Annotated in this window: 26 protein-coding genes and 1 riboswitch; of the genes, 13 read left to right on the top strand and 13 right to left on the bottom strand. The window is 58.3% G+C overall.

The features are described 5' to 3' along the window. The 5 genes from CW267_RS20345 to CW267_RS20325 form a co-directional block, all read right to left on the bottom strand. Window positions 1-746: DEAD/DEAH box helicase (locus tag CW267_RS20345; RefSeq protein ID WP_133124748.1), on the bottom strand; the 746-nt coding region annotated here is incomplete at its 3' end. 215 nt (window positions 747-961) lie between these two features. Further along, window positions 962-1,954, bottom strand: coding sequence for a transketolase family protein (locus tag CW267_RS20340; protein ID WP_008805765.1), 993 nt, complete (start codon window positions 1,952-1,954; stop codon window positions 962-964). Next, window positions 1,954-2,799 (bottom strand): transketolase, encoded by an 846-nt coding sequence (locus CW267_RS20335; RefSeq protein ID WP_016160531.1) that lies wholly within the window; start codon window positions 2,797-2,799, stop codon window positions 1,954-1,956. The genes CW267_RS20340 and CW267_RS20335 overlap by 1 nt, the downstream gene beginning before the upstream one ends. Window positions 2,800-2,811: 12 nt before the next feature. Further along, window positions 2,812-3,561, bottom strand: a complete 750-nt coding sequence (locus CW267_RS20330; RefSeq protein ID WP_022065514.1) for an SDR family NAD(P)-dependent oxidoreductase — start codon at window positions 3,559-3,561, stop codon at window positions 2,812-2,814. Window positions 3,562-3,611: 50 nt separating this feature from the next. Further along, window positions 3,612-4,943: an MFS transporter gene (locus tag CW267_RS20325; protein WP_082227404.1), complete on the bottom strand. Its 1,332-nt coding sequence runs from the start codon at window positions 4,941-4,943 to the stop codon at window positions 3,612-3,614. 419 nt (window positions 4,944-5,362) lie between these two features. On the opposite strand from CW267_RS20325, the gene CW267_RS20320 reads away from it, so the two are divergent. The 6 genes from CW267_RS20320 (at window position 5,363) to CW267_RS20295 (ending at window position 12,106) form a co-directional block, all read left to right on the top strand. After that, window positions 5,363-6,286, top strand: coding sequence for a LysR substrate-binding domain-containing protein (locus CW267_RS20320; RefSeq protein WP_012542386.1), 924 nt, complete (start codon window positions 5,363-5,365; stop codon window positions 6,284-6,286). A gap of 74 nt (window positions 6,287-6,360) precedes the next feature. Then, entirely contained in the window at window positions 6,361-7,020 is a 660-nt protein-coding gene (gene cecR / locus CW267_RS20315) for a transcriptional regulator CecR (protein ID WP_008805760.1), read from the top strand. Beyond that, entirely contained in the window at window positions 7,020-8,015 is a 996-nt protein-coding gene (hlyD, locus tag CW267_RS20310; protein ID WP_008805759.1) for a secretion protein HlyD, read from the top strand. The genes cecR and hlyD overlap by 1 nt, the downstream gene beginning before the upstream one ends. Continuing rightward, on the top strand, window positions 8,008-9,747 hold the full coding sequence (locus CW267_RS20305; protein ID WP_012968663.1) for an ATP-binding cassette domain-containing protein: 1,740 nt from the start codon (window positions 8,008-8,010) through the stop codon (window positions 9,745-9,747). The genes hlyD and CW267_RS20305 overlap by 8 nt, the downstream gene beginning before the upstream one ends. Further along, a complete protein-coding gene (locus tag CW267_RS20300) occupies window positions 9,737-10,870 on the top strand; it encodes an ABC transporter permease (protein ID WP_008805757.1) in 1,134 nt (377 codons plus the stop codon). The genes CW267_RS20305 and CW267_RS20300 overlap by 11 nt, the downstream gene beginning before the upstream one ends. 129 nt (window positions 10,871-10,999) lie before the next feature. Then, entirely contained in the window at window positions 11,000-12,106 is a 1,107-nt protein-coding gene (locus tag CW267_RS20295) for an ABC transporter permease (protein ID WP_012542389.1), read from the top strand. Here the strand turns inward: CW267_RS20295 and CW267_RS20290 are convergent. Beyond that, window positions 12,068-12,478, bottom strand: a complete 411-nt coding sequence (locus CW267_RS20290; protein WP_012542390.1) for a YbhQ family protein — start codon at window positions 12,476-12,478, stop codon at window positions 12,068-12,070. The two genes, CW267_RS20295 and CW267_RS20290, sit on opposite strands and share 39 nt — an antisense overlap. 131 nt (window positions 12,479-12,609) lie before the next feature. Between CW267_RS20290 and CW267_RS20285 the strand changes: the two genes are divergently transcribed. Genes CW267_RS20285 through CW267_RS20275 form a run of 3 tightly spaced genes read left to right on the top strand, consistent with a single transcriptional unit; the run spans window position 12,610 to window position 15,574 of the window. Beyond that, window positions 12,610-13,371, top strand: a complete 762-nt coding sequence (locus CW267_RS20285; protein WP_008805754.1) for an endonuclease/exonuclease/phosphatase family protein — start codon at window positions 12,610-12,612, stop codon at window positions 13,369-13,371. Next, the gene (clsB, locus tag CW267_RS20280) at window positions 13,368-14,612 is read left to right on the top strand and encodes a cardiolipin synthase ClsB (RefSeq protein WP_008805753.1); all 1,245 of its coding nucleotides are present in this window, start codon (window positions 13,368-13,370) and stop codon (window positions 14,610-14,612) included. The genes CW267_RS20285 and clsB overlap by 4 nt, the downstream gene beginning before the upstream one ends. Further along, window positions 14,609-15,574 (top strand): lysylphosphatidylglycerol synthase domain-containing protein, encoded by a 966-nt coding sequence (locus tag CW267_RS20275; RefSeq protein WP_100781275.1) that lies wholly within the window; start codon window positions 14,609-14,611, stop codon window positions 15,572-15,574. The genes clsB and CW267_RS20275 overlap by 4 nt, the downstream gene beginning before the upstream one ends. Before the next feature lie 678 nt (window positions 15,575-16,252). On the opposite strand, the gene CW267_RS20265 is transcribed toward CW267_RS20275, so the two are convergent. The 6 genes from CW267_RS20265 to moaA all read right to left on the bottom strand — a co-directional run bounded on the left by CW267_RS20265 (window position 16,253) and on the right by moaA (window position 19,715). Continuing rightward, complete coding sequence (locus CW267_RS20265; protein WP_004142079.1) at window positions 16,253-16,957, bottom strand: Bax inhibitor-1 family protein; 705 nt, start codon at window positions 16,955-16,957, stop codon at window positions 16,253-16,255. 45 nt (window positions 16,958-17,002) lie between these two features. Then, window positions 17,003-17,455 (bottom strand): molybdopterin synthase catalytic subunit MoaE, encoded by a 453-nt coding sequence (moaE, locus tag CW267_RS20260; RefSeq protein ID WP_008805750.1) that lies wholly within the window; start codon window positions 17,453-17,455, stop codon window positions 17,003-17,005. A 1-nt stretch (window position 17,456) separates the two neighbouring features. Next, entirely contained in the window at window positions 17,457-17,705 is a 249-nt protein-coding gene (moaD, locus tag CW267_RS20255; protein ID WP_032732722.1) for a molybdopterin synthase sulfur carrier subunit, read from the bottom strand. Beyond that, window positions 17,698-18,186 (bottom strand): cyclic pyranopterin monophosphate synthase MoaC, encoded by a 489-nt coding sequence (gene moaC / locus CW267_RS20250; protein WP_008805748.1) that lies wholly within the window; start codon window positions 18,184-18,186, stop codon window positions 17,698-17,700. Before moaC ends, moaD begins: the two co-directional genes overlap by 8 nt. Before the next feature lie 3 nt (window positions 18,187-18,189). Further along, window positions 18,190-18,702, bottom strand: a complete 513-nt coding sequence (moaB, locus tag CW267_RS20245) for a molybdenum cofactor biosynthesis protein B (RefSeq protein WP_049138651.1) — start codon at window positions 18,700-18,702, stop codon at window positions 18,190-18,192. 23 nt (window positions 18,703-18,725) lie between these two features. After that, on the bottom strand, window positions 18,726-19,715 hold the full coding sequence (gene moaA / locus CW267_RS20240) for a GTP 3',8-cyclase MoaA (RefSeq protein ID WP_022065255.1): 990 nt from the start codon (window positions 19,713-19,715) through the stop codon (window positions 18,726-18,728). Continuing rightward, window positions 19,703-19,841: riboswitch (molybdenum cofactor riboswitch) on the bottom strand. Its footprint overlaps the gene before it by 13 nt. A gap of 208 nt (window positions 19,842-20,049) precedes the next feature. Here moaA and yvcK point away from each other — a divergent pair. The 4 genes from yvcK (at window position 20,050) to pmrB (ending at window position 24,471) form a co-directional block, all read left to right on the top strand. Beyond that, window positions 20,050-20,955: a uridine diphosphate-N-acetylglucosamine-binding protein YvcK gene (gene yvcK / locus CW267_RS20230; protein ID WP_023297252.1), complete on the top strand. Its 906-nt coding sequence runs from the start codon at window positions 20,050-20,052 to the stop codon at window positions 20,953-20,955. Between the two features lie 103 nt (window positions 20,956-21,058). After that, a complete protein-coding gene (gene eptA, locus CW267_RS20225) occupies window positions 21,059-22,699 on the top strand; it encodes a phosphoethanolamine transferase EptA (protein ID WP_012542393.1) in 1,641 nt (546 codons plus the stop codon). Continuing rightward, a complete protein-coding gene (pmrA, locus tag CW267_RS20220; RefSeq protein ID WP_008805743.1) occupies window positions 22,699-23,370 on the top strand; it encodes a two-component system response regulator PmrA in 672 nt (223 codons plus the stop codon). Before eptA ends, pmrA begins: the two co-directional genes overlap by 1 nt. Window positions 23,371-23,373: 3 nt before the next feature. Next, a complete protein-coding gene (gene pmrB, locus CW267_RS20215; RefSeq protein WP_012542394.1) occupies window positions 23,374-24,471 on the top strand; it encodes a two-component system sensor histidine kinase PmrB in 1,098 nt (365 codons plus the stop codon). A gap of 250 nt (window positions 24,472-24,721) precedes the next feature. Here pmrB and uvrB read toward each other — a convergent pair whose 3' ends face one another. Further along, window positions 24,722-26,743 (bottom strand): excinuclease ABC subunit UvrB, encoded by a 2,022-nt coding sequence (uvrB, locus tag CW267_RS20205; RefSeq protein ID WP_008805740.1) that lies wholly within the window; start codon window positions 26,741-26,743, stop codon window positions 24,722-24,724. Window positions 26,744-26,835 lie beyond the last annotated feature (92 nt).

Genomic DNA, 26,835 nt, shown 5'->3' with positions numbered 1-26,835 from the left:
AGCACCTGCTGCCAGTTGCCTTCGCCGATCAGCTGCGACAACAGTTCGCGCTTGCGGTTCTTATCAACGAAATGGACGTGCTGGGTGATCTGCTCGGACGCGGTGTTGCGACGCGCCACTTCCACTTCCAGCGGGTTGTGCAGCAGTTTCTCGGCCAGGCCCTTGATCTCGTCGGAGAAGGTGGCCGAGAACAGCAGGTTCTGTCGACGCGCCGGCAGTTTAGCCAGTACGCGACGGATGTCATGGATAAAGCCCATATCCAGCATGCGGTCCGCTTCGTCCAGCACAAGGATTTCCACGCTATCAAGGCTGACCGCGTTCTGATGTTCGAGGTCCAGCAGACGGCCCGGGGTGGCAACGAGGATGTCGACGCCACCGCGCAGCTTCATCATCTGCGGGTTGATGCTCACGCCGCCGAATACCACCAGCGAGCGAATATTCAGGTACTTGCTGTAATCGCGGACGTTCTCGCCCACCTGCGCCGCCAGCTCACGGGTCGGGGTCAGGATCAGCGCGCGTACCGGACGGCGACCCTTTGCGTGCGGCTCTTTGTCAATCAGGCGCTGCAGCAGCGGCAGGGTAAAGCCCGCCGTCTTACCGGTACCGGTCTGGGCGCTGGCCATCAGGTCGCGCCCCTGCATTACTGCCGGGATCGCCTGCTGTTGGATAGGGGTCGGCTCAACGTAGCCCTGCTCAGCGACAGCGCGCAGGATATCGGGATTCAGGCCAAGGGAATCAAAAGACATAACAACTCCGAACCGCCCCGGCCCGGTGAAGGGCGTAGTTTTCAGGGAGATTATTGCGATAAGAGATGGCAAAAACCACAATGCCATGAAGGGGCGCAGTCTAGCAGATTTTGTGACAGGCCGCATAAAATCTGCAAAAGAATACCGCGCCTGGCTGGCGGGCATGAGAAGGCCGCTGAGCGAGCTCAGCGGCCTGGTGCGTCATGGCAAAGCGATTAACGCAGACGATACTTAAGTTTTTCAACGATCTTCGCGGTGGAGATGCCGTAGCGATCGTGAAGGGTCGGCAGCGCGCCGGCTAACAGGAACGCGTCGGGCAGCCCCACAGTATCCAGCTCACAGCGCACACCCTTACGCATCAACAGCGCGGCCACCGCCTCCCCCAGGCCGCCGACCGCGGTGTGGTTTTCCGCAGTCACCACCAGACGACCTGGCTTCGACGCCTGTTCAATAATCGCTTTTTCATCCAGCGGTTTGATGGTCGGCACGTGCAGGACCGCCACGCTGATGTTATCGGCCCGCAGCTTTTCAACCGCCTCCAGCGCGCGCATGGTCATCAGCCCGGAGGAGATGATCAGCACATCGTTGCCGTCCTCCAGCAGCTTTGCTTTACCCAGTTCGAACTGATAGTCGTATTTATCCAGCACCAGCGGCACCTTACCGCGCAGCAGGCGCATATACACCGGCCCCTGGTGATCGGCAATGGCCGGCACCGCCTGCTCTATCTCCAGCGCATCGCAAGGATCGACGATGACCATGCCGGGGATACCGCGCATAATCGCCAGATCTTCAGTGGCCTGATGGCTGGGGCCATAACCGGTCGTCAGGCCCGGCAGCGCCGCGCAGATCTTCACGTTCAGATGCTCTTCGGCGATGACCTGATGAATAAAATCATAGGCGCGACGGGTTGCAAAGGCGGCATAGGTGGTGGCGAAAGGAATAAATCCCTCCTTCGCCATTCCCCCCGCCGCCGCCATCAGCAGCTGCTCGGCCATGCCCATCTGGAAGAAACGATCCGGGAAGGCCTGGGCGAAAATATGCAGATCGGTATATTTTGACAGGTCCGCGGTCATGCCGACGATTTCCGGACGCTGCGCCGCCAGTTTTGACAGCGCGACGCCGAAGGGCGCAGAGATGGTCGCCTGGCCTTCATCGGCAATCGAGGCGATCATCGCCGACGTTTTTAAACGGGGTTGACTCTGGCTCATTACAGCACTCCTTCTGGTTTGTTAGCGTCCAGCACCGCAATCGCTTTTTGCCATTCGTCGGCATCGACGCGAATAAAATGGTTTTTATCGCGGGTTTCGAGGAACGGCACCCCTTTGCCCATCAGCGTGTCGCATAAAATGACCCGCGGCTGGTTGCCGGAATAACTTTTCGCGTTGTCAAAAGCGGCCATCACCGCCGGCAGATCGTTACCGTCCACGCGCTGTACGTACCAGCCGAAGGCGGCCCATTTTTCATGCAGCGGCTCAAAGCCGAGGATTTTGCGTGAATCGCCGTCGGCCTGCTGTTTGTTGACGTCGACAAGGTTAATCAGGTTGCTCAGGCCATAGTGAGCCGCCGACATCGCCGCTTCCCAGGTCGACCCTTCGTCCAGCTCCCCATCGGACATGGAGTTGTAGACCCAGGCCGTGCTCTGTTTCTGCCGCAGCCCAAGCGCCATGCCGACGGCAATGGACAGCCCCTGTCCCAGCGAACCGCCGGACATCTCCATGCCTGGGGTGTAGGTCGCCATGCCGGACATCGGCAGGCGGCTGTCGTCGGAGCCGTAAGTTTCCAGCTCGGCTTCCGGGATAATGCCCGCCTCCAGCAGCGCGGCATAATAAGCGATAGCGTAATGGCCATGAGAGAGCAGGAAGCGATCGCGCCCCTCCCACTCGGGATCTTCCGGACGATAGGTCATGGCGTGGCTGAAGGCGGTGGCCAGCACATCGGCATAGCCCAGCGCCTGGCCGATATAGCCCTGCCCCTGCACTTCCCCCATTTGCAGGGCGTAACGGCGAATACGCCACGCCGCCGCGGCGACTTTTTGTGATTCGGTCATCTTCATCTGTTGCCTCGCTTAGTGAATTAACATGCCGCCGTTAACGTCCAGGGTGATACCGGTGGAGTAGGAAGAGAGGTCGCTGCCGAGGAACAGCGCAGCGCGCGCGATGTCTACCGCATCGCCGAGGCGGTTCATCGGGATCCCGGCAAGAATGTTGGCCGTCATGTCGTCGGTCAGCTTGCCGGCGGTAATGTCGGTCTGAATCAGCCCCGGGGTGATGCAGTTAACGCGGACGTTATCCGGGCCAAGCTCGCGCGCCATCGCCCGCGCCAGACCCAGCACCCCGGCTTTTGCCGCGCTGTAGTGCGGGCCGCCGAAGATACCGCCGCCGCGCTGGGCGGAAACGGACGAGATGCAGACAATGCTGCCGGATTTTTGCGCCCGCATGGTGGGAATAACCGCCTGCGACATCAGCAGCGTACCGCGCAGGCTGACATCAAGTACCGCGTCATAGTTGGCGCGCTTGATCTCCATCAGCTTCAGCGGCTGGGTAATCCCGGCGTTATTCACCAGCACATCAACCCGGCCATATTTCGCCAGAATTTGTTCGATGGCCGCCTGCACCTGCACTTCGTCGGAGACGTTCGCCGCCAGGCCGAGATGGCCTTCGCCTAATGCCGCCGCCGCGGTTTTGCTGGCTTCACCATTGAGGTCGATAATGACCACTTTCGCGCCGTTGTCGGCGAATAATTTCGCGGTGGCGAAACCCAAACCGCGAGCGGAGGCCGCGCCAGTAATAATGGCAACTTTATCTTTTAATAACATAGTTTCACTCCATGACATTACGTCATATTAATTAACAGGATATATTTCCGTTATTGTGGTTCATCGAGGAAAAGAATCACCACCAAACCAATGGCGGCGCAGATACCAAAATAGGTAAATACAGAATTAAAACTCCCGGTTTTATCAAGTAAGAAACCGGCTGCCATCGGCGCGACAAATCCACCGAGGTTGCCGCCGCTATTAATTATGGAAGAGGCGATTGGATAGGTTTTGCTGTCCGAAACGGCCATACCGTAGGCGGTAAAAGCCGGCCAGCCGATATTCAAACAAAAACCGACAAAAAATAATCCAATACTGACCGCCAGGGTGCTTGCCGGGATATTCAGCATAATTAACATCATGACCACCGTTGACACGGCAGTAAACATCATGGTGGGTTTACGTCGGCGGCCCAGAACTTTATCTGAAATCCACCCGCCGCCAATCGCGCCAATAAAGCCGCCGATGCACGGCATACTGGCCACGAAACCCATACTCATTACATCAAAGCCACGCTCTTTGACTAAGTACAGCGGGATCCAGGTTAATAATCCGTACAGCACGCTAACCATCATAAAATACGCCAGGCAGTCACCGAGAATATTTTTTGAGGTGAATAAGCCTTTCGCCGTATCAATTGGCGCCATCTTCTTTACCCGAATGATTTTATCCAGCCAGGTGAATCGATCGGCAATTAATATATTTTCGCGTACGCTATTATTATGACTTTCACGCCCGGCATTAATCTCTGCCAGTTCACTTTGTGAAACAAATCCGCTTTCTGATGGCTTTGACTTCACCAATAGATACCAGGCTATCGCTGCCACAATCCCGGGTATCGCGAAGGAGAAAAAGACCCACCGCCAGCCCCAGGTCACCGCAATCCACACCGCCAGCGGCGGGACAATAATCGGCGCAAACATGGTCGCCGCGATGTAAACGCCGGTTGCCGTGGCTTTCTCTTTTGGTGGAAACCAGTTATTTATGGTGGAAGCCAGCCCCACCGGGCAAGGCCCTTCGCTTAGCCCCAGTCCCAGACGCACCAGCTTCAGGCCAAACACGGAGCTCACCGTGCCCATCAGCCAGGTAAAGGCGGAGAAGCCGAAAATGGACAGCGAAACCAGCCCCCGGGTACCGCGTTTGGCGATGAAAAAACCGGCCGGGATCTGGCTTACCGCATAGCCGAGGAAAAACATACTGGCGATGGCCCCGGCTTCAAAATTATTGATATGAAACTCATCAATGATAAACGGCAGAACCGCGCCAATATTGGTTCTGTCGGCGTAATTGATGGCATATACCAGGAAAATCATCGTCAAAACCACGAAACGATATTTCGTTTTCCTGGCGTCAGTACAGACTAGAGTATCTATACGTGACATAGGGTTTCCTCATCTTATACCTCATCCACTTCGCTGCCCGTTGCCGCTTCGGATCACCGCGTTTTCACGTTCCATACAGCAGCAAAAGATAAATATCTTTTCGCTCAGCTAAACAGGTGGTTAGGTGTTTTATAATGGCGATCTCAACGCATCGCCGTTTGTGATCAGGCCTGTGAGAGGAATATAACAACCCCAAAATGAAACGGTATTCAAAAAACCTCAATTATGATTGAGAAAAATTGAGTTAGTGACTTCCCGCAAATTTTTAGTCTTTACTGACACGCGCACTTTTAACGAGATAAATTGTTAAGCCCATCACAAATTAAAATCATTTTTTTCCTTTTCCCTATGCTGGCTATCACGACTGCGCCACGCTGTTCGCTATTTTCTTTTAGAAACGCCCTGCCCAGGATGCTGCCATGAGTCAACCGCTGCCCAATAAAAATTTGCCGATGCCCTCTTTACGCAATATCCAGGCCTTTATTGAAGTCGCCGCTACCGGCAGCCTCAACCTGGCCGCAGAGAATCTCAATATTACCGCCTCGGCGGTCAGCCATCAGATAGCCAGCCTGGAGCACTTTCTGGGGAAAAAACTGTTCTCCCGCAGCAGTAAAGGCGTCATGTTAACGGCGGTGGGAGAAAAATATCTCAAAGAGGTCTCCGGGGCGCTGAATATGATTGGCCAGGCCACCAGCCAGGTGATCAATGATATCCATCAGGATTATTTACGTATTCACTCGGCGCCGAGCTTCGGCCTGCTGTGGTTGATGCCTCGCCTGGATAAATTTCGCCAGGCGTGGCCGGAGTTAAAAATCAGCCTGACCTGTTCCTACGAAAGCATCCAGTTCTCCCGGGATAATATTGATATCGATATTCGTCACGGGCTATCACAGTGGCCAACGCTGTTGGTCAGAACCATTAAAAATGAGTGTGTCCTGCCCTACAGCGCAGCGTCTTATTTAGCCAGCCATCCTGTGCATGCGGTGGAAGATCTGCTGGCCTGCGATCTGATCCACTCCGACAGCACCTTAATTAACTGGAGCAGTTGGCTGTCGTGGCACAAGGTCCGCGGCTGGCATAAAAACTTCATTTTTAATTTCGACCGGTCGTACATGAGCATCGAGGCGGCCAGAATGGGGATGGGCGTGATCCTCGAAAGCAATCTGCTGGCCGGCGGGCACGTGCGTCAGGGGCAGCTGACGCCAGTATTTGACGACGAGCGGAGTATGCCGGTCGGCGCGCACCACTTCGTTCTTCCCCATGCCAATGAACAGAAGGAGAAGGTCCAGCGTTTCTTCGCCTGGGTCGCCGGGGAGCTGAAGGAGGAAGGGTTCCATATTTGATCCCGGCTGGTGGACAAACCGCCGATCGAGGCCTAAAGTTAATCAATCGATTGATTAACTTTTTACCGAGCGCGATGACCAGTAAAGGCGAACAGGCAAAAAATCAGCTTATCGCGGCCGCTATCGCCCAGTTTGGCGAGTATGGTCAGCATGCCACCACCCGCGATATCGCCGCCCAGGCCGGGCAGAATATCGCCGCTATCACCTATTATTTTGGCTCGAAAGACGACTTATATCTCGCCTGTGCCCAATGGATCGCCGATTTTATCGGCGACAATTTTCGCCCACAGGCCGAAGCGGCGGAGGCCCTGCTCGCCGGGAAGTCGCCGGATCGCCAGGCAATACGCGCCCTCATTCTCAACGCCTGCCATAACATGATCCTGCTGCTGACCCAGGATGATACGGTCAACTTAAGCAAATTCATTTCCCGTGAGCAGCTGGCGCCGACCGCCGCCTACCATCTGATCCACCAGCAGGTGATCGCCCCCCTGCACCACTATCTCACCCGGCTGATTGCCGCCTGGACAGGCCGCGATGCCGGTGATACGCAAATGATCCTCCACACCCACGCCCTGCTGGGCGAGGTGCTGGCTTTCCGTCTTGGGCGTGAAACCATCCTGCTACGCACCGGCTGGACGCAGTTTGACGCGCAAAAGACCGAACAGATTTTCGAGGTCATTACCTGTCATATCGATTTCATTCTGCATGGGTTATCGCAAAGGAGTTTGGGCTGATGAAAAAACCCGTCGTCGTCATTCTGCTGATCGTGATTCTTCTCGCCGCGCTGGGCGGCGGCTGGTGGTGGTACCAGAGCAGCCGGCAGCAGCCGCTGACCCTGTATGGCAATGTCGATATCCGCACCGTCAACATGAGCTTCCGCGTCGGCGGCAGACTGGCTTCGCTGACCGTCGACGAAGGCGACAGCATCCGCGCCGGGCAAACTCTCGGCGAGCTTGATCGCGCGCCGTATGAAAATGCCCTGCTGCAGGCCCAGGCCAACGTCTCCACCGCCCAGGCGCAGTATGACCTGATGATGGCCGGCTACCGCGCGGAAGAGATTGCCCAGGCCGCGGCGGCGGTGAAACAGGCGCAGGCCGCTTACGACTATGCGCAAAACTTTTATCAGCGCCAGCTCGGGCTGCGCGCCAGCAGCGCGATTTCCGCCAACGATCTGGAGAACGCCCGCTCCTCACGCGACCAGGCGCAGGCAACGCTCAAATCGGCGCAGGATAAACTGCGTCAGTATCGCGCCGGTAACCGCCCGCAGGAGATTGCCCAGGCCAAAGCCAGTCTGGAACAGGCGCAGGCGGCGCTGGCCCAGGCCAAACTGGACCTGCACGATACCGTGCTCACCGCCCCTTCCGACGGTACGCTGATGACCCGCGCCGTCGAGCCCGGCACCATGCTCAACGCCGGCGGCACCGTACTGACGCTGTCGTTAACCCATCCGGTATGGGTCCGCGCCTATGTTGACGAAAAAAACCTTGGTCAGGCGCAGCCGGGACGTGAAGTGCTGCTGTATACCGACAGCCGGCCGGATAAGCCCTATCACGGCAAAATCGGCTTTGTCTCGCCAAGCGCTGAATTCACGCCGAAGACCGTTGAAACGCCGGATCTGCGTACCGACCTCGTTTATCGTCTGCGTATTGTGGTGAACGATGCCGACGGCGCCCTGCGCCAGGGGATGCCGGTGACCGTCTCCTTTAACCACGGGAACGGACATGAGTGAGGCCATCATTGCCTTAAACGGTCTGAGCCGCCGTTTTCCCGGAATGGACAGGCCAGCGGTGGCGCCGCTCACCTGCACGATCCACGCCGGCTACGTCACCGGGCTGGTGGGGCCCGACGGCGCGGGGAAAACCACCCTGATGCGAATGCTGGCCGGTTTGCTCAAGCCTGATGAGGGCCGCGCCAGCGTGATCGGCTTCGACCCGCTAAAAGACGACAGCGCTCTGCACGCGGTGCTCGGCTATATGCCGCAGAAGTTCGGCCTGTATGAAGATCTGACGGTGATGGAAAACCTGACCCTGTACGCCGACCTGCGCAGCGTCACCGGCGAGGCGCGGAAGAAAATTTTCGACCGTCTGCTGGAGTTCACCTCCCTTGGCCCGTTCACCGAACGGCTGGCAGGCAAGCTTTCCGGCGGCATGAAGCAAAAGCTGGGGCTCGCCTGTACCCTGGTGGGCGACCCGAAAGTACTGCTGCTGGATGAGCCCGGCGTCGGCGTCGACCCTATCTCGCGCCGCGAGCTGTGGCAGATGGTGCACGAGCTGGCCGGCGACGGCATGCTGATCCTGTGGAGCACCTCCTATCTCGATGAAGCGGAACAATGCCGCGACGTGCTGCTGATGAACGAAGGCAAACTGCTCTACCAGGGTGAGCCGACGGCGCTGACGCAAACCATGGCCGGGCGCAGTTTCCTCGTCTCCAGCCCACAGGAAAACAACCGCCGTCTGCTGCAGCGGGCGCTGAAGCTGCCGCAGGTCAGCGATGGCGTGATCCAGGGCAAATCGGTGCGCCTGATCCTGAAAAAGGACGCCCGCATTGAGGAAGTCCAGCAGCATGGCGACATGCCGCCGCTGCAGGTGGCCGACACCGCGCCGCGCTTTGAAGATGCGTTTATCGATCTGCTCGGCGGAGCGGGAACCGCCGAATCGCCGTTGGGAGCGATTATCCATCGTGTTGACGGCAGCAAAGACGAAACGGTCATTGAAGCCCAGTCGTTAACGAAAAAGTTTGGTGATTTCGCCGCTACCGACCACGTCGATTTCCAGGTTAAGCGCGGTGAAATTTTCGGCCTGCTCGGCCCCAACGGCGCGGGGAAATCCACCACCTTCAAAATGATGTGCGGCCTGCTGGTGCCCACCTCCGGCAAAGCGCTGGTGCTGGGGATGGATCTTAAGGTCAGCTCTGGCAAGGCGCGCCAGCATCTGGGCTATATGGCGCAAAAATTTTCGCTGTATGGCAACCTCAGCGTCGAGCAGAACCTGCGCTTTTTCTCCGGCGTCTATGGCCTGCGCGGCCGGGCGCAAAATGAAAAAATCGCCCGAATGAGCGATGCCTTTGGCCTGAAAAGTATCGCCCGTCACGCCGCCGACGAGCTGCCGCTCGGCTACAAGCAGCGGCTGGCGCTGGCCTGCTCGCTGATGCATGAGCCCGATATTCTGTTTCTCGATGAACCGACCTCCGGCGTCGACCCCCTCACCCGCCGCGAGTTCTGGCTGCATATCAACAGCATGGTCGATAAAGGGGTGACGGTGATGGTGACCACCCACTTTATGGATGAGGCGGAATACTGCGACCGTATCGGGCTGGTTTACCACGGTAAACTTATCGCCAGCGGCACCCCGGACGCGCTGAAGGCCCAGGCAGCGGATGACAGCCAGACGGACCCGACCATGGAGCAGGCGTTCATTACCCTGATTAACCGCTGGGATAAGGAGAATAGCCATGAGCAATAGCATTCTCTCCTGGCGGCGGGTCCGCGCCCTGTGCGTGAAAGAGACCCGGCAGATCGTCCGCGATCCCAGCAGCTGGCTGATCGCGGTGGTGATCCCGCTACTCCTGCTGTTTATCTTCGGCTATGGCATTAACCTCGACTCCAGCAAACTGCGGGTCGGCGTATTACTGGAGCAACAGAGCGAAGAGGCGCTGGATTTCGTCCATACCATGACCGGCTCGCCCTATATCGACGCCACGGTCAGCGATAATCGCCAGCAACTGATTCAAATGATGCAGGCCGGGCGCATCCGCGCCATGGTGGTCATTCCGGTGGACTTCGACCGCCAGATGGCCCGCGCCGGCGCCGACGCACCGCTGCAGCTCATCACCGACGGCAGCGAGCCCAATACCGCCAACTTCGCTCAGGGCTACGTGGAAGGTATCTGGCAGATCTGGCAGCAGCAGCGGGCGGAAGACCGCGGCGAAACCTTTGAACCGCTGATCGACGTGCAGATGCGCTACTGGTTTAACCCGGCGGCTATTAGCCAGCACTTTATTATCCCCGGCGCAATTACCATCATCATGACCGTGGTCGGCGCGATCCTGACCTCGCTGGTGGTGGCGCGCGAATGGGAGCGCGGCACCATGGAGGCGCTGCTGTCGACGGAGATCACCCGCGCCGAACTGCTGCTGTGCAAGCTCATTCCCTACTATTTCCTCGGCATGCTGGCGATGTTGCTCTGTATGCTGGTGTCGGTATTTATTCTCGGCGTGCCCTATCGCGGCTCGCTGCCGATCCTGTTTGTCATCACCAGTCTGTTTTTGCTCAGCACCCTGGGGATGGGGCTGCTGATCTCAACCATTACCCGCAACCAGTTTAACGCCGCGCAGGTGGCGCTGAATGCCGCGTTTTTACCGTCGATTATGCTGTCCGGGTTTATTTTCCAGATAGACAGTATGCCGGCGGTGATCCGCGCGGTGACCTACGTGATCCCGGCGCGCTATTTCGTCAACACCCTGCAAAGCCTGTTTCTGGCGGGCAATATTCCGGTGGTGCTGCTGGTGAATGTGCTGTTTTTGATTGCGTCGGCGGTGATGTTTATCGGCCTGACGTGGTTAAAAACCAAGCGGCGTCTGGATTAGGTTTTGCCCGGTGGCGCTGCGCTGACCGGGCCTACGGTTTAACCAACATCGATTATACGGTTCGCCGATCCCCCAGGCCGGGCAAACGCAGTGCCGCCCGGCGTGGTTGAATGGGCCAAAGGAGCAATTATGTTTCACCGTTTATGGACATTGATCCGCAAAGAGCTGCAGTCGCTGCTGCGCGAGCCGCAAACGCGGGCAATTTTAATCATGCCGGTGCTGATTCAGGTATTGTTGTTTCCCTTTGCCGCGACGCTGGAGGTGACCAACGCCACCATCGCCATCTACAACGAAGACAGCGGCCGCCACGCGGTGGAACTCACTCAGCGCTTCGCCCGCGCCAAAGCCTTTACCCACGTCCTGTTGCTGAAAAGCCCGCAGGCGATCCAGCCGACCATCGATGAACAAAAAGCCCTGCTGGTGGTACGCTTCCCGGCGGATTTCTCGCGTAATCTCGACAACTATCAAACCGCCCCGCTGCAGCTCCTGCTCGACGGGCGCAACTCCAACAGCGCGCAAATCGCCGCCAACTACCTGCAGCAGATCGTAAAAAACTATCAGCAGGAGCTGCTGGAGGGGAAAGCGAAGCCGAACAACAGCGAACTGGTGGTGCGCAACTGGTACAACCCGAATCTCGACTATAAGTGGTTCGTGGTGCCGTCGCTTATCGCCATGATCACCACCATCGGGGTGATGATCGTGACGTCGTTGTCGGTGGCCCGTGAGCGCGAACAGGGTACCCTCGATCAGCTGCTGGTCTCGCCCCTCGCCACCTGGCAAATCTTCGTTGGCAAAGCAGTGCCGGCGCTGATCGTCGCCACCCTGCAGGCGACTATCGTGCTGGCGATTGGTATCTGGGCCTATCAGATCCCGTTTGCCGGCTCGCTGCTGCTGTTCTATTTCACGATGGTGATTTATGGCTTATCGTTGGTGGGCTTCGGTTTATTGATTTCATCGCTGTGCGCCACCCAGCAGCAGGCGTTTATCGGCGTGTTCGTCTTTATGATGCCGGCGATCCTGCTTTCGGGCTACGTTTCACCGGTGGAAAATATGCCGCAGTGGCTGCAGGATCTGACCTGGATAAACCCGATCCGCCATTTTACCGATATCACCAAGCAAATTTATCTGAAGGATGCGAGTCTGAAGATTGTGTGGGGAAGTTTGTGGCCGCTACTGGTCATAGCGGCCACCACCGGCTCAGCGGCGTATGCGATGTTCCGAAGAAAGATTGCGTAGTTTTTTATCTTTCGCCAGCAGCGAGACCACCGCCGGGCCTGCCAGTATCACCAGCCCGGCGAGGGCCAGCAGCAGGTTGTTGTGCAGCACGCGCGACAGCAGCCACAGCGCTATCATGGCCGCGCCAAAGTACCAGGTGGTGGTGAGCTCCTCAAGGAAGTCTCCCACATCGCGCCAGCGCGCCTCGTGGTGACGCTGCAAAAACAGCATCGCCAGCAGCGTGACGCTATAGAGGACGCACAGCCCCAATCCGACGCGCACCAGCGCGCCGCTCATCCATCCCATCACCAGCACTGCCACGACCAGTAGATGCAACATAATCTGCCAGCAACTAAGACCTGTTGCGACGCGTACACGTTGTTGCCACTTCATGGCTTCTCTCCTGAAGGATTTTTCTCTGCTACTCAGAGTACCGCACTTTACGGAAAATTCCGTAACACCGCATCTTTTTGTGACGTCTACTACACTATTTTATTCAGGAAAGTGACATTTACTGGAGAATTATGGCTGAGCCAACGTCGGGATTTTCGTTGAACGTGCTGACAATTAACACCCATAAAGGCTTTACGGCGTTTAATCGGCGTTTTATTTTGCCCGAGTTGCGCGACGCCGTGCGCAGCGTCAGCGCGGATATTGTTTGCCTGCAGGAAGTGATGGGCGCTCACGAGGTTCACCCGCTGCACATCGAGAACTGGCCAGATACCACCCATTATGAATTTCTCGCCGACACCATGTGGAGCGATTACGCCTACGGGCGCAACGCGGTCTATCCGGAAGGCCACCACGGCAATGCCGTACTGTCGCGCTTTCCCATTGAATACTATGAAAATCGGGATATTTCAGTCGGCAACGGCGAGAAACGTGGTCTGCTTTACTGCCGCATCGTGCCGCCAGAGAGCGGCGTGACGATCCATGTGATCTGCGTTCACCTGGGTTTACGCGCCGACCAACGGCAGGCGCAGTTGACCATGCTGGCAGAATGGGTCAATACCCTCCCCGCCGGTGAGCCGGTGGTGGTGGCCGGGGATTTTAACGACTGGCGTCAGCAGGCGAATCAGCCGTTAAAAGCGCAAGCCGGGCTGGAAGAGATCTTTACCCGCGCCCGCGGACGGCCGGCGCGTACGTTTCCGGTCAGTTTTCCGCTGCTGCGCCTCGATCGTATTTATGTCAAAAACGCCCACGCCAGCCACCCGAAGGCGCTGGCCCTCAAACAATGGCGGCATCTGTCCGATCATGCGCCCCTTAGCGTGGAGATACACTTGTGAAATGTCGTTGGCAGGAAGGCAACCGCATTACGCTACTGGAGAACGGCGACCAGTACTATCCGGCGCTGTTTGCGGCTATTGGTCGCGCCAGCCGGCGGGTGATCCTCGAATCCTTTATCTGGTTTGAAGATGAGGTGGGCTGGCGGCTGCACGCGGTGCTGCTGAAAGCCGCCCGCCGCGGTATTCAGGTGGAGGTGCTGCTTGACGGCTACGGCTCGCCGGATCTCAGCGATGAGTTTGTCGGCGAACTGACCGCCGCCGGGGTGATTTTTCGCTACTACGATCCGCGCCCTAAGCTGATGGGGATGCGCACCAACCTGTTCCGTCGGATGCACCGTAAAATCGTGGTGATTGACGACACCACCGCCTTTGTCGGCGGCATCAACTACTCCGCCGAGCATATGAGCGACTACGGCCCGGAGGCGAAACAGGATTATGCGGTGCAGGTCGAGGGGCCGGTGGTGCTTGATATTCTCCAGTTCGAGCTGGAGAACCTGCCCAACAGCGAAACCGCCCGCCGCTGGTGGCGCCGCCGTCGCCACCAGCCAGAGATCAACCAGACTCCCGGCGAGGCGCAGGCGCTGTTCATCTGGCGCGACAACCAGGATCACCGCGACGATATCGAACGCCACTACCTGAAGATGCTCACCAGCGCCCGCCGGGAGGTGATCATTGCCAACGCCTATTTCTTTCCCGGCTACCGCCTGCTGCATGCGATGCGCAACGCTGCGCGACGCGGCGTGCGGGTCAAGCTGATCGTCCAGGGCGAGCCGGATATTCCGATTGTGAAGTTTGGCGCCCACCTGCTCTATCACTATCTCGTTAAGGGCGGGGTGCAGATCTACGAATATCGCCGCCGTCCGCTGCATGGCAAGGTCGCCCTGGCGGATGACCACTGGGCCACCGTCGGGTCGAGCAACCTGGATCCATTGAGCCTGTCGCTGAATCTGGAAGCCAATCTGATTATCCACGACCGGGTGTTTAACCAGACGCTGCGCGATAACCTTAACGGGCTTATCGCCAGGGATTGCCAGCGGATCGATAAAACGATGCTGCCGAAACGCAACTGGTGGCGGCTGGGCGTCAGCGTGATGGCCTTCCACTTTCTGCGCCACTTCCCGGCGTGGGTCGGCTGGCTACCAGCCCATACGCCGCGGCTGGCCAGGGTCAGCCCGCCGGTGCAGCCGGAGATTGAAACCCAGGATCGTGTCGACTCACAAACCAGGGATAATCCGCTATGAGCAAATCGCATCCCCGCTGGCGGATGGCGAAAAGAGTACTTACCGTGCTCTTTTTTATCGCGGTGATCGTCCTGCTGGTGATTTACGCGCAAAAAGTCGACTGGCAGGACGTGTGGAAGGTGATCCGCGGCTACGATCGGCTGGCCTTGTTTAGCGCCATTGCGCTGGTCATCGTCAGCTATCTGATCTACGGCTGCTACGATCTGCTTGGCCGGGCCTATTGTGGGCATAAGCTGGCGAAACGCCAAGTGATGCTGGTGTCGTTTATCTGCTATGCCTTTAACCTGACGCTCAGCACCTGGGTCGGCGGGATCGGCATGCGCTACCGGCTGTACTCGCGGCTGGGGCTCAACGGCGGCACCATCACCCGTATTTTTTCCTTAAGCATTACCACCAACTGGCTGGGCTATATCCTGCTCGGTGGGGTGATATTTACGGCGGATCTGGTGAAGCTGCCGCCGCACTGGTACATCAGCCAGACCACTCTGCGCGTTATCGGCGGGGTGATGCTGATCCTTACGCTTTGCTATCTGTTCGGTTGCGCGTTTGCCAAACGCCGTCACCTGACGATTAAAGGCCAGCGGCTGGTGCTGCCCTCCTGGCGCTTCGCGTTGCTGCAGATGGGGATTTCGGCGGCGAACTGGATGGCGATGGGGGCGATAATCTGGCTGCTGTTGGGCAGCGAAATTAACTATTTCCTGGTATTAGGGGTGCTGCTGGTGAGCAGTATCGCCGGGGTGATCGTTCATATTCCGGCCGGTATCGGCGTGCTGGAGGCGGTGTTTATCGCCATGCTCTCCGGAGAGGAGATTTCGAAGGGCGCGATTATCGCCGCCCTGCTCGCCTGGCGCGCGCTCTATTATTTCCTGCCGCTGCTGCTGGCGACGGTGGCTTATCTGCTGCTGGAGAGTCGGGCGAAAAAGCTGCGGCAAAAGAACCAGCGTAAGCTGGCCCGCGAATGACACGGCCAGGTCGCGCTGCGCTTGCCGGGCCTGCGGGGTGTGAGCCTATGAGAGGATCCTGTAGTCCGGGTAAGGCGCCAGCCGCCACCCGGCAATACCAGGGGTACCGTGCCTGATATCTTGCCCGGCGGCGCTGCGCTTGGCAGGTCTAAACGCCAGCCGGACGGTTCCCTCTCCCTCCGGGAGAGGGACAGGGTGAGGGGAAGCACTGCGGTGTGGTTGTTTATATTATCTGTGGCTTCAGCGTAGTTTGCGCTCCCGGTTAGTCTTCTGCGTTATGTCATTCATGGCGCAGGGAGCGCACAGGGGGCGGCCAGTCGCCGCCGCCCCCTGTACCCCCGGGCTCCGGCCAGCAAAATCGCCACTTCGTGGTGCCTTCGACTTATCCCTGCAGGCTTCGGGTCGGGCCGAGGCAGCGTCCCTGCAAAACACGGCCCTCAGCCCGCATCCATGCGGGCTGCCCCGGCCTTCCGGGAACGTCTCAGCGATTTTGAGGCCGTCAGCACCGGCAGTTTCAGCAAGAAAGGTGAATAAATTAACGACAGGTCGCACGCACCGTAGGCCGGATAAGGCGCCAGCCGCCACCCGGCAGCACCACGGGTACCGTGCCTGATGCCATCGCCCGGCGGCGCTGCGCTTGCCGGGCGTTAGGAGATGCAACCCTCTGATATTAAGAGGTTAGCGGCGATTGCCCATAATACGCAGCAGCATCAGGAACAGGTTGATAAAGTCCAGGTACAGCGTTAAGGCCCCGAGGATCGAGTATTTACGCAGCGTGGCGCTGTCGCGGGTGTCAATCTGCTCGCCGATGTTTTTCAGCTTCTGGGTGTCATACGCCGTCAGGCCGACAAACAGCACCACCCCAATGTAGGTCACCGCCCACATCAGCGCCTCGCTCTTCAGCCACAAGTTGACCAGCGATGCCAGCACGATGCCAATCAGCCCCATAAACAGCATGCTGCCGAAGCCGCTCAGATCGCGCTTCGTGGTGTAACCATACAAGCTCATCGCCCCGAACATCCCGCCGGTGACCACAAAGGTGCTGGCGATCGATGAGTAGGTATAGGCGATAAAAATGCTCGACAGCGTCAGCCCGGTCAGCGCCGAGTAGAGCATAAACAGCGTGGTGGCCATCCCGGCGCTCAGCCGCTGCACCATCCCCGACAGCACAAACACCAGCGCCAGCTGGGCAATAATCAGCCCGAAGAAAGTGATTTTGCTCGAAAAGACGAACATCATCACCGCCGGGGTATTCGCCGCAAACCACGCGATAAACGCCGTCAGCAGCAGGCCGACCGTCATCCAGCCGTATACCTGCGCCATGTAAGTCTGCAGGCCGGTACGGCCCTGCACGATTGAATCGGAACGCGGATATCTGTCCATGACTCTCTCCTGATTAACAAAGTTTCACCCTGTAAGCGTATCACACTACCAGCGCTCTGCCGCCTGACGATCGCTGTCGCGGGCGTCGACCCAGCGTTCGCCTTCCGGCGTCGCCTCACGCTTCCAGAACGGCGCGCGGGTTTTCAGGTAGTCCATAATAAACTCGCCGGCGGCGAAGGCGCTGCCGCGGTGGGCGCTGGTGACGCCGACAAACACAATCTCTTCCCCCGGCCACATTTCGCCGATGCGGTGGATAACCGTCACCCGGCCCAGCGGCCAGCGCTCGCGCGCCAGGTTGACAATTTCCGCCAGTGATTTCTCGGTCATCCCCGGATAGTGCTCGAGGGTCAGCGCTTTTACGCTGTCGCCAAGATTGTGATTGCGCACTTTACCGGTGAAGGTAACCACCGCACCGTCTTCATCGCGCTCGGCCAGCCACGGATACTCATCGCCGACGCTAAAGCGTGCCGGGCTAACCACGATACGAGTTTGCGTCATCTTAGCCTCCGGTCACCGGCGGGAAGAACGCCACTTCGTCGCCGCTGGCGACCGGATGGTCAAACGCGGTCAGCGTCTGGTTGACTGCCGCCAGCAGCTTGCCCTCTTCCAGGGCCAGCGCCCAGCGGTCGCCGCGCGCGGCAAGCTGCTGGCGCACGGCCTCGACGGTTGCCAGGTCGCTGGCGTCGAGGGTCAGAGTATCGGTGCCGACCAGTTCGCGCACCTGGGCGAAAAACAGAACCTTAATCATGGCGTTCGTCCACCTTAAAATCGCCGGACTTGCCGCCGCTTTTCGCCAGCAGGCGCAGCGGGCCAATCACCATATCTTTTTGCACCGCCTTGCACATGTCGTAGATGGTCAGCGCGGCAACGGAGGCGGCGGTCAATGCTTCCATCTCAACGCCGGTTTTACCGGTCAGACGGCAAAGCGACTCAATGCGCACCCGGTTATGCTCCGGCTGCGCCTGCAGATTGACTTCCACTTTGCTCAGCATCAGCGGATGGCACAGCGGGATCAGCTCCCAGGTACGTTTTGCCGCCTGGATCCCGGCGATACGCGCGGTGGCGAACACATCGCCTTTATGGTGGCTGCCGTCGATAATCATCGCCAGCGTCGCCGCCTGCATTTCGACGTAAGCCTCGGCGCGCGCTTCGCGCACCGTTTCCGCTTTGCCGGAGACATCCACCATATGGGCTTCGCCCGCGGCGTTAATATGGGTCAGTTGTGACATAGATTATTTCTTCAGGTGAGGAATGAAGTTACACGGACGGGTGCGAGCATCCAGCTGCGGGGCAATGATGTTGTCCCACGCCGTGCGGCAGGCTTTGGTCGAGCCCGGCATGGCAAAAATCAGCGTGCGGTTGGCGACGCCGGCCACGGCCCGGGACTGCAGCGTCGAGGTGCCGATCTCTTCGAACGACAGCATGCGGAACACTTCACCAAAGCCTTCGACCTCACGGTCAAACAGCGGCAGCAGCGCTTCCGGCGCCTGGTCACCCTCGGTGAACCCGGTCCCGCCGGTGATCAGCACCACCTGCACGTCATCGCTGGCGATCCACGCCGACACCTGGGCGCGGATGGCGTAGCGGTTTTCTTTCACCATCGCCTTATCGACGACATGGTGTCCCGCCTCCTGCGCCGCCTCGCGCAGCCAGTGGCCGGAGGTATCGTCCTCTTCGCCACGGCGGCTGGAAACAGTAAGAATAGCAATACGGGTCGGAATAAACTCAGCGCTAGCCTGGCTCATCTGAATGCTCCTTTCGAAAACGATTAACCGCCAATATAGGACAGGTTCTGCGTAATACCGGTGTTGCCCTGATGCAGGAAATGGGTCTGCTTTTTATGGGTCAAGGCTTCGGCTATCCGCGCTTCCAGCTCGGCCTGTTGCTCGTCCTCAGCCATCAGGTCGCGCAGGTCGACGCCGCCTTCGCCAAACAGACACAGGTGCAGTTTGCCAACGGATGAGACGCGCAGACGGTTGCAGGTGGCGCAGAAATCTTTTTCATACGGCATGATGAGGCCGATTTCACCGGCGTAATCCGGGTGACAAAAGACCTGCGCCGGGCCATCGCTGCGCTGGCGGATCTGGTGGATCCAGCCGCGGCGCAGCAGCTCGTCGCGCAGCACCATGCCGGAAAGATGGTGACGGCGGAATAGATCGCTGCCCTCTCCGGTTTCCATCAGCTCAATAAAACGCAGCTGAATACGACGGGGTTGGATCCACGCGAGAAAGGTATCGAGCTGGTGATGATTAACATCACGCATCAGCACGGTATTGACCTTCACCTTGTCAAAGCCCGCGGCGAAAGCAGCATCAATGCCGTCCATCACCTGGTGGAACTTGTCCTGGCCGGTGATGGCATGAAATTGACGGGCGTCGAGGCTATCAACGCTGACGTTAATCGCCGTCAGCCCGGCATCGCGCCAGCGTTCGACATCGCGCGCCAGGCGGTAACCGTTGGTGGTAACCGCAATCTGACGGATCGCCGGGTTTTCACGCACCGCGGCAATGATTTCGGTGAAGTCGCGACGCAGAGAGGGTTCCCCACCGGTGAGGCGAACTTTTTCGGTGCCCAGCGCGGAGAAAGCGCGCGTGACGCGGCGCACTTCGTCTACGCTGAGAAAGCCGTTGTTATTGACGGCGCCGGGTTTGTAGCCGTCCGGCAGGCAGTAGGTGCAACGGAAGTTGCACACATCGGTAATCGACAGACGCAGGTAAAAAAACTTACGCGCGAATGCATCGGTAAGCTGTGAGGCCATATACACCTTTCCAAATACGGGAGGCGCGGTCATTTCTTCCCACGCCCTGGCGACACCCGGAGGGGTCGCGGCCAAACCGCCATATCTTTTGACACAGGCGAAGAGGCTAGAGTGTTAACAGGTTATGCCGATAGTAGCGCGTTACGGACGGTTTCGCCATTTGCGATTTCGTTATATAACATTGTATATATCGCTACCTTCGTGCATTTTCGCTACAGAATAGCCATAAATCATTTTTTTGCCTTGATGTCGGTCAGTTTGTCGGGCTCCTCCCATCGTCTTTTAGGGGTAGATCGGGTAGTGTGTGGCCGTTTATGTGAAATAAGGAATTTCTATGCGCAATCGTACATTCGCTGACCTCGATCGGGTGGTCGCGCTCGGCGGCGGGCATGGTCTGGGCCGGGTGATGTCCTCCCTCTCCTCGCTCGGCTCGCGGCTGACCGGCATTGTCACCACCACCGACAACGGGGGCTCCACCGGGCGGATCCGCCGCTCGGAAGGCGGCATTGCCTGGGGCGATATGCGCAACTGCATCAATCAGTTAATTGCCGAGCCCAGCGTGGCGTCGGCGATGTTCGAGTATCGTTTTAGCGGTAATGGCGAACTTTCCGGGCATAACCTCGGAAATCTGATGTTAAAGGCGCTGGACCACCTGAGCGTGCGGCCTTTAGAAGCTATCAATTTAATCAGAAACCTGCTCAAAGTAGACGCGTTTCTTATCCCGATGTCGGAACAACCGGTGGATTTGATGGCGCTCGATCATGAAGGCCATGAAGTTTACGGCGAAGTGAATATCGATCAGCTCGACAACCTACCGCAGGAGCTGATGCTTACCCCACCGGTACCCGCCACTCGCGAGGCGGTGGAAGCGATCGCCGAAGCCGATCTGATCCTCATCGGCCCGGGCAGCTTTTACACCAGCCTGCTGCCGATCCTGCTGCTCGACGAGATGGCCCAGGCGCTGCGCCGCACCCCGGCGCCGATGGTGTTTATCGATAATCTGGGTAAAGAGCACAGCCCGGCGGCGAGGCTGTCGCTGGCGGAGCGCATTGCGATTATGGAGCACTACGTGGGTAAGCGGGTGGTGGATGCGGTGATCGCCGGGCCAAAAGCCGATATCCGCGGCATCAACGACCGGCTGGTGATCCAGACGCCGCTGGAGGCCAGTGACGTGCCCTATCGCCATGATCGGGCGCTGCTCCGCGGCGCGCTGGAAAAGGCGATTCAGCTTCCTGGCTGACGCTGCGCGCCGGAGGGCCAACCTTCGGTGCACCTTAAAATCTTAAGGTTGTCTTAAAATAGGGCTGGCACTATACGCTTATCTCTTTCTGTGGGTAGGTATTATGTCGTTATTGCCTCTGCGTCGGCCGCTCTTCAGCCGCACGACTTATTTGATTCTCTTTGCTTGCTATATCGGTATCTTTCTCAACCTGGCTTTTTATCGCCAGGTTTTCCCGTTACTGCCGGTAAACAGCCTGCATAACTGGCTGGTATTCCTCAGTATGCCGATCGTGGCCATTAGCGTGATGAATATCATCACCACCCTCGCCTCGTTCCTGAAGCTCGATCGGGTGGTCATCAGCCTGTTTATTCTGCTCAGCGCGTCGGCGCAGTACTTTATCTGGAACTTCGGGGTAGTGATCGACCGCAGCATGATCACCAATATCCTCGACACCACTCCGGCGGAGAGCTTTGCTCTGCTCTCCGGCGAAATGATCGCCGTCCTCGGCCTCTCGGGGGTTTTAGCGGTATTCGTCGCCTGGTGGGTGAAAATCCGTAAGCCCGCCACACGGTGGCGCGGCGCGGCGATGCGCCTGCTCAATATCGCCGTTTCGGCGCTGCTGATTATTCTGGTGGCCGCGCTGTTCTACAAAGATTACGCCTCGGTGTTCCGTAACAACAAAGAACTGGTGAAATCCCTAAGTCCCTCCAACAGCATTGTGGCGCTGAACTCGTGGTATGCGCACAACCGCATGGACAATCTGCCGCTGGTGAAGATTGGCGAAGATGCCAGGCAGAAACCAGTGATGCATAGCGGCCCCCGCAAAAACCTGACGATTGTGGTGCTGGGCGAAACCTCGCGCGCCGGGAACTTCTCGCTGGGCGGCTACGATCGGGAGACTAACCCACGCCTGCAACAGGACGACGTGGTGTACTTCCCGAAAACCACCTCCTGCGGCACGGCAACTGCGGTTTCCGTCCCCTGTATGTTCTCCAATATGCCGCGCGCGCATTACGATGAAGAACTGGCGCACCATCAGGAAGGCGTCCTGGATATTCTGCAGCGCGCCGGTGTTCAGGTGCTGTGGAACGACAATGACGGTGGCTGTAAAGGCGCCTGTGACCGTGTACCGCACCAGAACGTCACCGATCTGCACCTCAGCGGTCAGTGCATCGACGGCGAGTGCTACGATGAGGTCCTGTTCCATAATCTGGACAGTTACATCGACAACCTGAAACAGGATGGCATTATCGTACTGCATACTATCGGCAGCCACGGCCCGACCTATTACAACCGCTATCCGGCTGAATTCAAAAAATTCACCCCGACCTGCGATACCAATGAAATCCAAAGTTGTACGCAACAACAGTTGACCAATACCTACGACAACACCATTCTGTATGTCGACTATGTTGTTGATAAAGCGATAAAATTACTGCAATCCAAACAGGATAAATTTACCACTAGCCTGGTTTATTTGTCAGACCACGGCGAATCGCTGGGTGAAGATGGCGTCTATTTGCATGGTCTGCCGTACTCAATTGCGCCGGATACGCAAAAACACGTGCCCATGCTGCTGTGGCTGTCGCCGGATTACCAGCAACGTTACGGTGTCTCCAGCCAGTGTTTGCAACAACAGGCCAAGACGAAGGATTATTCACAAGATAATCTGTTCTCCACCCTGCTCGGCCTGCTCGGCGTCAGCACCCACGAGTACCAGGCAGCAGATGATATTTTAACGCCATGTAGAGAGGCTGGTTGATGAAAATCTTAGTCATTGAAGACGATGCGCTGCTGTTGCAGGGGTTGATTCTGGCGATGCAAAGTGAAGGATACGTATGCGACGGCGTCTCCACAGCGCACGAAGCGGCGCTATCGTTGGCCAGCAATCACTACAGCCTGATCGTACTCGACCTCGGCCTGCCGGATGAAGACGGTCTGCATTTTCTCACCCGTATGCGGCGGGAGAAGATGACCCAGCCGGTGCTGATCCTCACCGCCCGCGATACGCTTGAGGATCGCATTAGCGGTCTCGATACCGGCGCGGATGACTATCTGGTGAAACCCTTTGCCCTGGAAGAGCTGAATGCGCGCATTCGCGCCCTGCTCCGCCGGCATAATAACCAGGGCGATAACGAAATCAGCGTCGGCGATCTGCGCCTCAACGTCACCCGCCGCCTGGTATGGCTGGGTGAGACGGCGCTGGAATTGACGCCAAAAGAGTATGCCCTGCTGTCGCGGCTGATGATGAAAGCCGGTAGCCCGGTGCATCGTGAAATCCTCTACAACGACATCTACAGCTGGGACAACGAGCCGGCGACCAATACCCTTGAGGTGCATATTCATAACCTGCGCGAAAAGATTGGCAAATCGCGGATCCGCACCGTCAGGGGTTTTGGCTATATGCTGGCTAACCACATCGACACGGAATAGACCATGGCTCTGTTTGCAACCGAAACCTGGACCATGCGCCACCGGCTGCTGCTGACCATTGGCGCCATCCTGGTGGTCTGCCAGCTGATCAGCGTCTTCTGGCTATGGCATGAGAGCAAAGAGCAGATCCAGCTGCTGGTGGCCAGCGCCATCGAAGGCCACAATAACCAGAAACATGTGGAGCATGAGGTACGGGAAGCGGTCGCCAGCCTGCTGGTGCCGAGCCTGTTGATCGTTGGCCTGGCGCTGTATATCAGCATGCTGGCGGTGCGCAAGATCACCCGCCCGCTCTCCCGACTGCAAAGCGAGCTGGAGAGCCGCACGCCGGACAACCTCACCCCCATCGTGCTCAGCGAATCGGTGCCCGAAGTCACGGCGGTGACCACCGCCCTGAATCAGCTGGTTTCCCGTCTCAATCTGACCCTCGACCGTGAGCGGCTGTTTACCGCCGACGTGGCGCATGAGCTACGTACCCCGCTGGCCGGCCTGCGGTTGCACCTCGAACTACTGTCGAAAGTGCACGGCGTGGGCGTCGACCCGCTGATCCAGCGCCTCGACCAGATGACCACCAGCATTTCGCAGCTGCTGCAGCTGGCGCGCGTCGGACAGTCTTTTTCCGCCGGCAGCTATCAGCAGGTGCTGCTGCTGGATGACGTGGTCAAACCGCTGCAGGATGAGCTGGAGACCATGCTGGCGCAGCGTCAGCAGCGGCTGCTGCTGACGGATGTCGAAAGCGAGGCCATCGTCTCTGGCGACGCGACGTTAATCCGTGTGATCCTGCGCAATCTGGTGGAGAATGCTCACCGCTACAGCCCGGAAGGGTCAACTATCCGCGTGTCGGTGAAAGCGGGCCTGATGCCGGTGATGGCGGTGGAAGATGAAGGCCCAGGGATTGATGAGGCGAAAAGCGGCGAACTCAGTAAAGCGTTTGTGCGCATGGACAGTCGCTACGGCGGCATAGGCCTCGGACTGAGCATCGTCACGCGCATTGCTCAGCTGCATGACGCCCAGTTCTTCCTGCACAACCGCCAGCCGGGGCCCGGCGTCCGCGCGTGGGTGTTATTCCCGCGGCGCGCGGGTCAGAACGTCAGTACCCACTGATGGAAAAAGGCAACAATAATAACCAGGGCGGTGGCAACCGCCAGATATTCACGGAAGTTGATTTTTTGCATGGGCGCTATCCTCATCATGGGGAGGTTAGTGTCGCCTGGCGAGATTAAGCAAACATTAAGAAGGCCGCAATGCGGCCTTTTTTCTTCTCAAAGGTTTGCTATCTGGTAGCGGGACAATGAGAGAAGCGTCCCGCCTTCACTACGCCCCACACGCCCACTCCGGCAGTATGCGCCGGGACTCAGGAGGCGGCGATAAACAGCTCGCGCAGCTGATGCAACTGGTCGCGAATTTGCGCCGCCTCTTCGAACTCGAGGTTCTGGGCGTGCTGCATCATCTGCCCTTCCAGCTCGTGGATCTTCTGCTGCAGCGCTTTTGGCGTCATCTCCACGGCGCTAAGCCCGGCAGGCTCAACGGCCTTCGCTTTACCGCGCCCTTTGGCTTTAGTTTTCGCCAGGCCCTGGCCCAGCTGCAGGATATCCACCACTTTCTTGTTGAGGCCCTGCGGTACGATGCCATGCTCTTCGTTATAACGCTGCTGTTTCTCCCGTCGACGCTCGGTCTCGCCAATGGCTTTGGCCATGGAAGGGGTGATCTTATCGCCGTAAAGGATGGCCTTGCCGTTGATGTTTCGCGCCGCGCGGCCGATGGTCTGGATAAGCGAGCGTTCGGAGCGCAGGAAGCCCTCTTTATCGGCATCCAGGATCGCCACCAGCGACACCTCCGGCATATCCAGCCCCTCACGCAGCAGGTTGATCCCTACCAGCACGTCAAACTCGCCAAGGCGCAGGTCGCGGATAATCTCCATGCGCTCGACGGTGTCGATATCCGAGTGCAGATAGCGCACCCGCTCGCCGTGCTCCTCAAGATACTCGGTTAAATCCTCCGCCATCCGCTTAGTGAGGGTGGTCACCAGCACGCGCTCGTTGATGGCCGTGCGCAGGCGGATCTCTGACAACAGATCGTCTACCTGGGTGGCTACCGGCCGCACTTCGATGATCGGGTCAAGCAGACCGGTCGGCCGCACCACCTGATCCACCACTTCGCCGCCGGATTTATCCAGCTCGTAGGCGCCGGGGGTTGCCGAGACGTAGATGGTTTGCGGGGCCAGCGCTTCAAATTCTTCAAACTTCATCGGCCGGTTATCCAGCGCCGACGGCAGGCGGAAACCGTACTCCACCAGCGTCTCTTTGCGCGCCCGGTCGCCCCGGTACATACCGCCGATCTGCGGCACCGTAACGTGGGATTCGTCTATCACCAGCAGACCGTCTGCCGGCAGATAGTCAAACAGAGTGGGCGGCGGCTCGCCGGGCCCGCGACCGGAAAGGAAGCGCGAGTAGTTTTCAATGCCCGAGCAGTAGCCCAGCTCGTTCATCATTTCGAGGTCGAACTGGGTACGCTGGGTTAAGCGCTGCTCTTCCAGAAGCTTGTTGTTGGCCAGCAGAACCTTGCGCCGCTCCGCCAGCTCCAGCTTGATCTCTTCCATCGCCTGGACGATGCGTTCCCGCGGCGTCACGTAGTGGGTCTTGGGATAAATGGTGTAGCGCGGCACCGTCGATTCCACGTGGCCGGTGAGCGGGTCGAACAGCGACAGGCGCTCGACCTCTTCATCAAACAGCTCAATGCGCAGCGCGATATCGTCGGATTCCGCCGGGAAGACGTCGATCACCTCGCCGCGCACGCGAAAGGTGCCGCGCTGGAAGGCCTGATCGTTGCGGGTATACTGCAGTTCGGCCAGACGGCGCAGGATAGCGCGCTGGTCAATCAGCATCCCGACCGTCAGGTGCAGCATCATCTTCAGGTACAGGTCCGGGTCGCCGAGGCCGTAGATAGCCGAGACTGACGCCACTACCACCACGTCGCGCCGCTCGAGCAGCGCTTTGGTCGCCGACAAGCGCATCTGCTCGATATGTTCGTTTACCGAGGCGTCCTTCTCAATGAAGGTATCTGAGCTGGGGACGTAGGCTTCCGGCTGATAGTAATCGTAGTAGGAGACGAAATACTCGACGGCATTCTCCGGGAAAAACTCTTTCATCTCGCCATAGAGCTGGGCCGCCAGGGTTTTGTTTGGCGCCAGCACCATCGTCGGCCGCTGCAGGTCGGCAATCACGTTGGCGATGGTGAAGGTTTTACCGGAGCCGGTGACCCCCAGCAGCGTTTGATGCGCGAGCCCATCCTCCAGCCCCTCTTCCAGGCGGCGGATGGCTTCCGGTTGGTCTCCGGAGGGGCGAAAGGCGGAATGCAGAACAAACGATTTACTCATTGATCAAAACCTGAAGATGGATTTAGCGGCCGGTGTTTAATTCTACCCTCCGGGCCATTTTTTGCCAACAAATTATACTGGATATTTAAACA

The sequence above is a fragment of the Klebsiella sp. X1-16S-Nf21 genome (assembly GCF_002837615.1).
Taxonomy (GTDB): domain Bacteria; phylum Pseudomonadota; class Gammaproteobacteria; order Enterobacterales; family Enterobacteriaceae; genus Klebsiella; species Klebsiella variicola.
Note: the sequence above shows the minus strand (reverse complement) of the source record. Positions and strands in the feature narration are given on the sequence as shown.

Bases quoted from the DNA above. Each gene is read 5' to 3' on its own strand.
- yvcK (WP_023297252.1), top strand. From the start codon at position 20,050: ATGCGCAATCGTACATTCGCTGACCTCGATCGGGTGGTCGCGCTCGGC.
- pmrB (WP_012542394.1), top strand. From the start codon at position 23,374: ATGGCTCTGTTTGCAACCGAAACCTGGACCATGCGCCACCGGCTGCTG.
- CW267_RS20275 (WP_100781275.1), top strand. From the start codon at position 14,609: ATGAGCAAATCGCATCCCCGCTGGCGGATGGCGAAAAGAGTACTTACC.
- CW267_RS20330 (WP_022065514.1), bottom strand. From the start codon at position 3,561: ATGTTATTAAAAGATAAAGTTGCCATTATTACTGGCGCGGCCTCCGCT.
- CW267_RS20290 (WP_012542390.1), bottom strand. From the start codon at position 12,478: ATGAAGTGGCAACAACGTGTACGCGTCGCAACAGGTCTTAGTTGCTGG.
- eptA (WP_012542393.1), top strand. From the start codon at position 21,059: ATGTCGTTATTGCCTCTGCGTCGGCCGCTCTTCAGCCGCACGACTTAT.
- CW267_RS20300 (WP_008805757.1), top strand. From the start codon at position 9,737: ATGAGCAATAGCATTCTCTCCTGGCGGCGGGTCCGCGCCCTGTGCGTG.
- uvrB (WP_008805740.1), bottom strand. From the start codon at position 26,743: ATGAGTAAATCGTTTGTTCTGCATTCCGCCTTTCGCCCCTCCGGAGAC.
- CW267_RS20325 (WP_082227404.1), bottom strand. From the start codon at position 4,943: ATGTCACGTATAGATACTCTAGTCTGTACTGACGCCAGGAAAACGAAA.
- CW267_RS20335 (WP_016160531.1), bottom strand. From the start codon at position 2,799: ATGAAGATGACCGAATCACAAAAAGTCGCCGCGGCGGCGTGGCGTATT.
- CW267_RS20265 (WP_004142079.1), bottom strand. From the start codon at position 16,957: ATGGACAGATATCCGCGTTCCGATTCAATCGTGCAGGGCCGTACCGGC.
- hlyD (WP_008805759.1), top strand. From the start codon at position 7,020: ATGAAAAAACCCGTCGTCGTCATTCTGCTGATCGTGATTCTTCTCGCC.
- moaA (WP_022065255.1), bottom strand. From the start codon at position 19,715: ATGGCCTCACAGCTTACCGATGCATTCGCGCGTAAGTTTTTTTACCTG.
- CW267_RS20320 (WP_012542386.1), top strand. From the start codon at position 5,363: ATGAGTCAACCGCTGCCCAATAAAAATTTGCCGATGCCCTCTTTACGC.
- moaD (WP_032732722.1), bottom strand. From the start codon at position 17,705: ATGATTAAGGTTCTGTTTTTCGCCCAGGTGCGCGAACTGGTCGGCACC.
- CW267_RS20295 (WP_012542389.1), top strand. From the start codon at position 11,000: ATGTTTCACCGTTTATGGACATTGATCCGCAAAGAGCTGCAGTCGCTG.
- moaE (WP_008805750.1), bottom strand. From the start codon at position 17,455: ATGACGCAAACTCGTATCGTGGTTAGCCCGGCACGCTTTAGCGTCGGC.
- cecR (WP_008805760.1), top strand. From the start codon at position 6,361: ATGACCAGTAAAGGCGAACAGGCAAAAAATCAGCTTATCGCGGCCGCT.
- moaB (WP_049138651.1), bottom strand. From the start codon at position 18,702: ATGAGCCAGGCTAGCGCTGAGTTTATTCCGACCCGTATTGCTATTCTT.
- CW267_RS20340 (WP_008805765.1), bottom strand. From the start codon at position 1,954: ATGAGCCAGAGTCAACCCCGTTTAAAAACGTCGGCGATGATCGCCTCG.
- CW267_RS20285 (WP_008805754.1), top strand. From the start codon at position 12,610: ATGGCTGAGCCAACGTCGGGATTTTCGTTGAACGTGCTGACAATTAAC.
- pmrA (WP_008805743.1), top strand. From the start codon at position 22,699: ATGAAAATCTTAGTCATTGAAGACGATGCGCTGCTGTTGCAGGGGTTG.
- CW267_RS20305 (WP_012968663.1), top strand. From the start codon at position 8,008: ATGAGTGAGGCCATCATTGCCTTAAACGGTCTGAGCCGCCGTTTTCCC.
- moaC (WP_008805748.1), bottom strand. From the start codon at position 18,186: ATGTCACAACTGACCCATATTAACGCCGCGGGCGAAGCCCATATGGTG.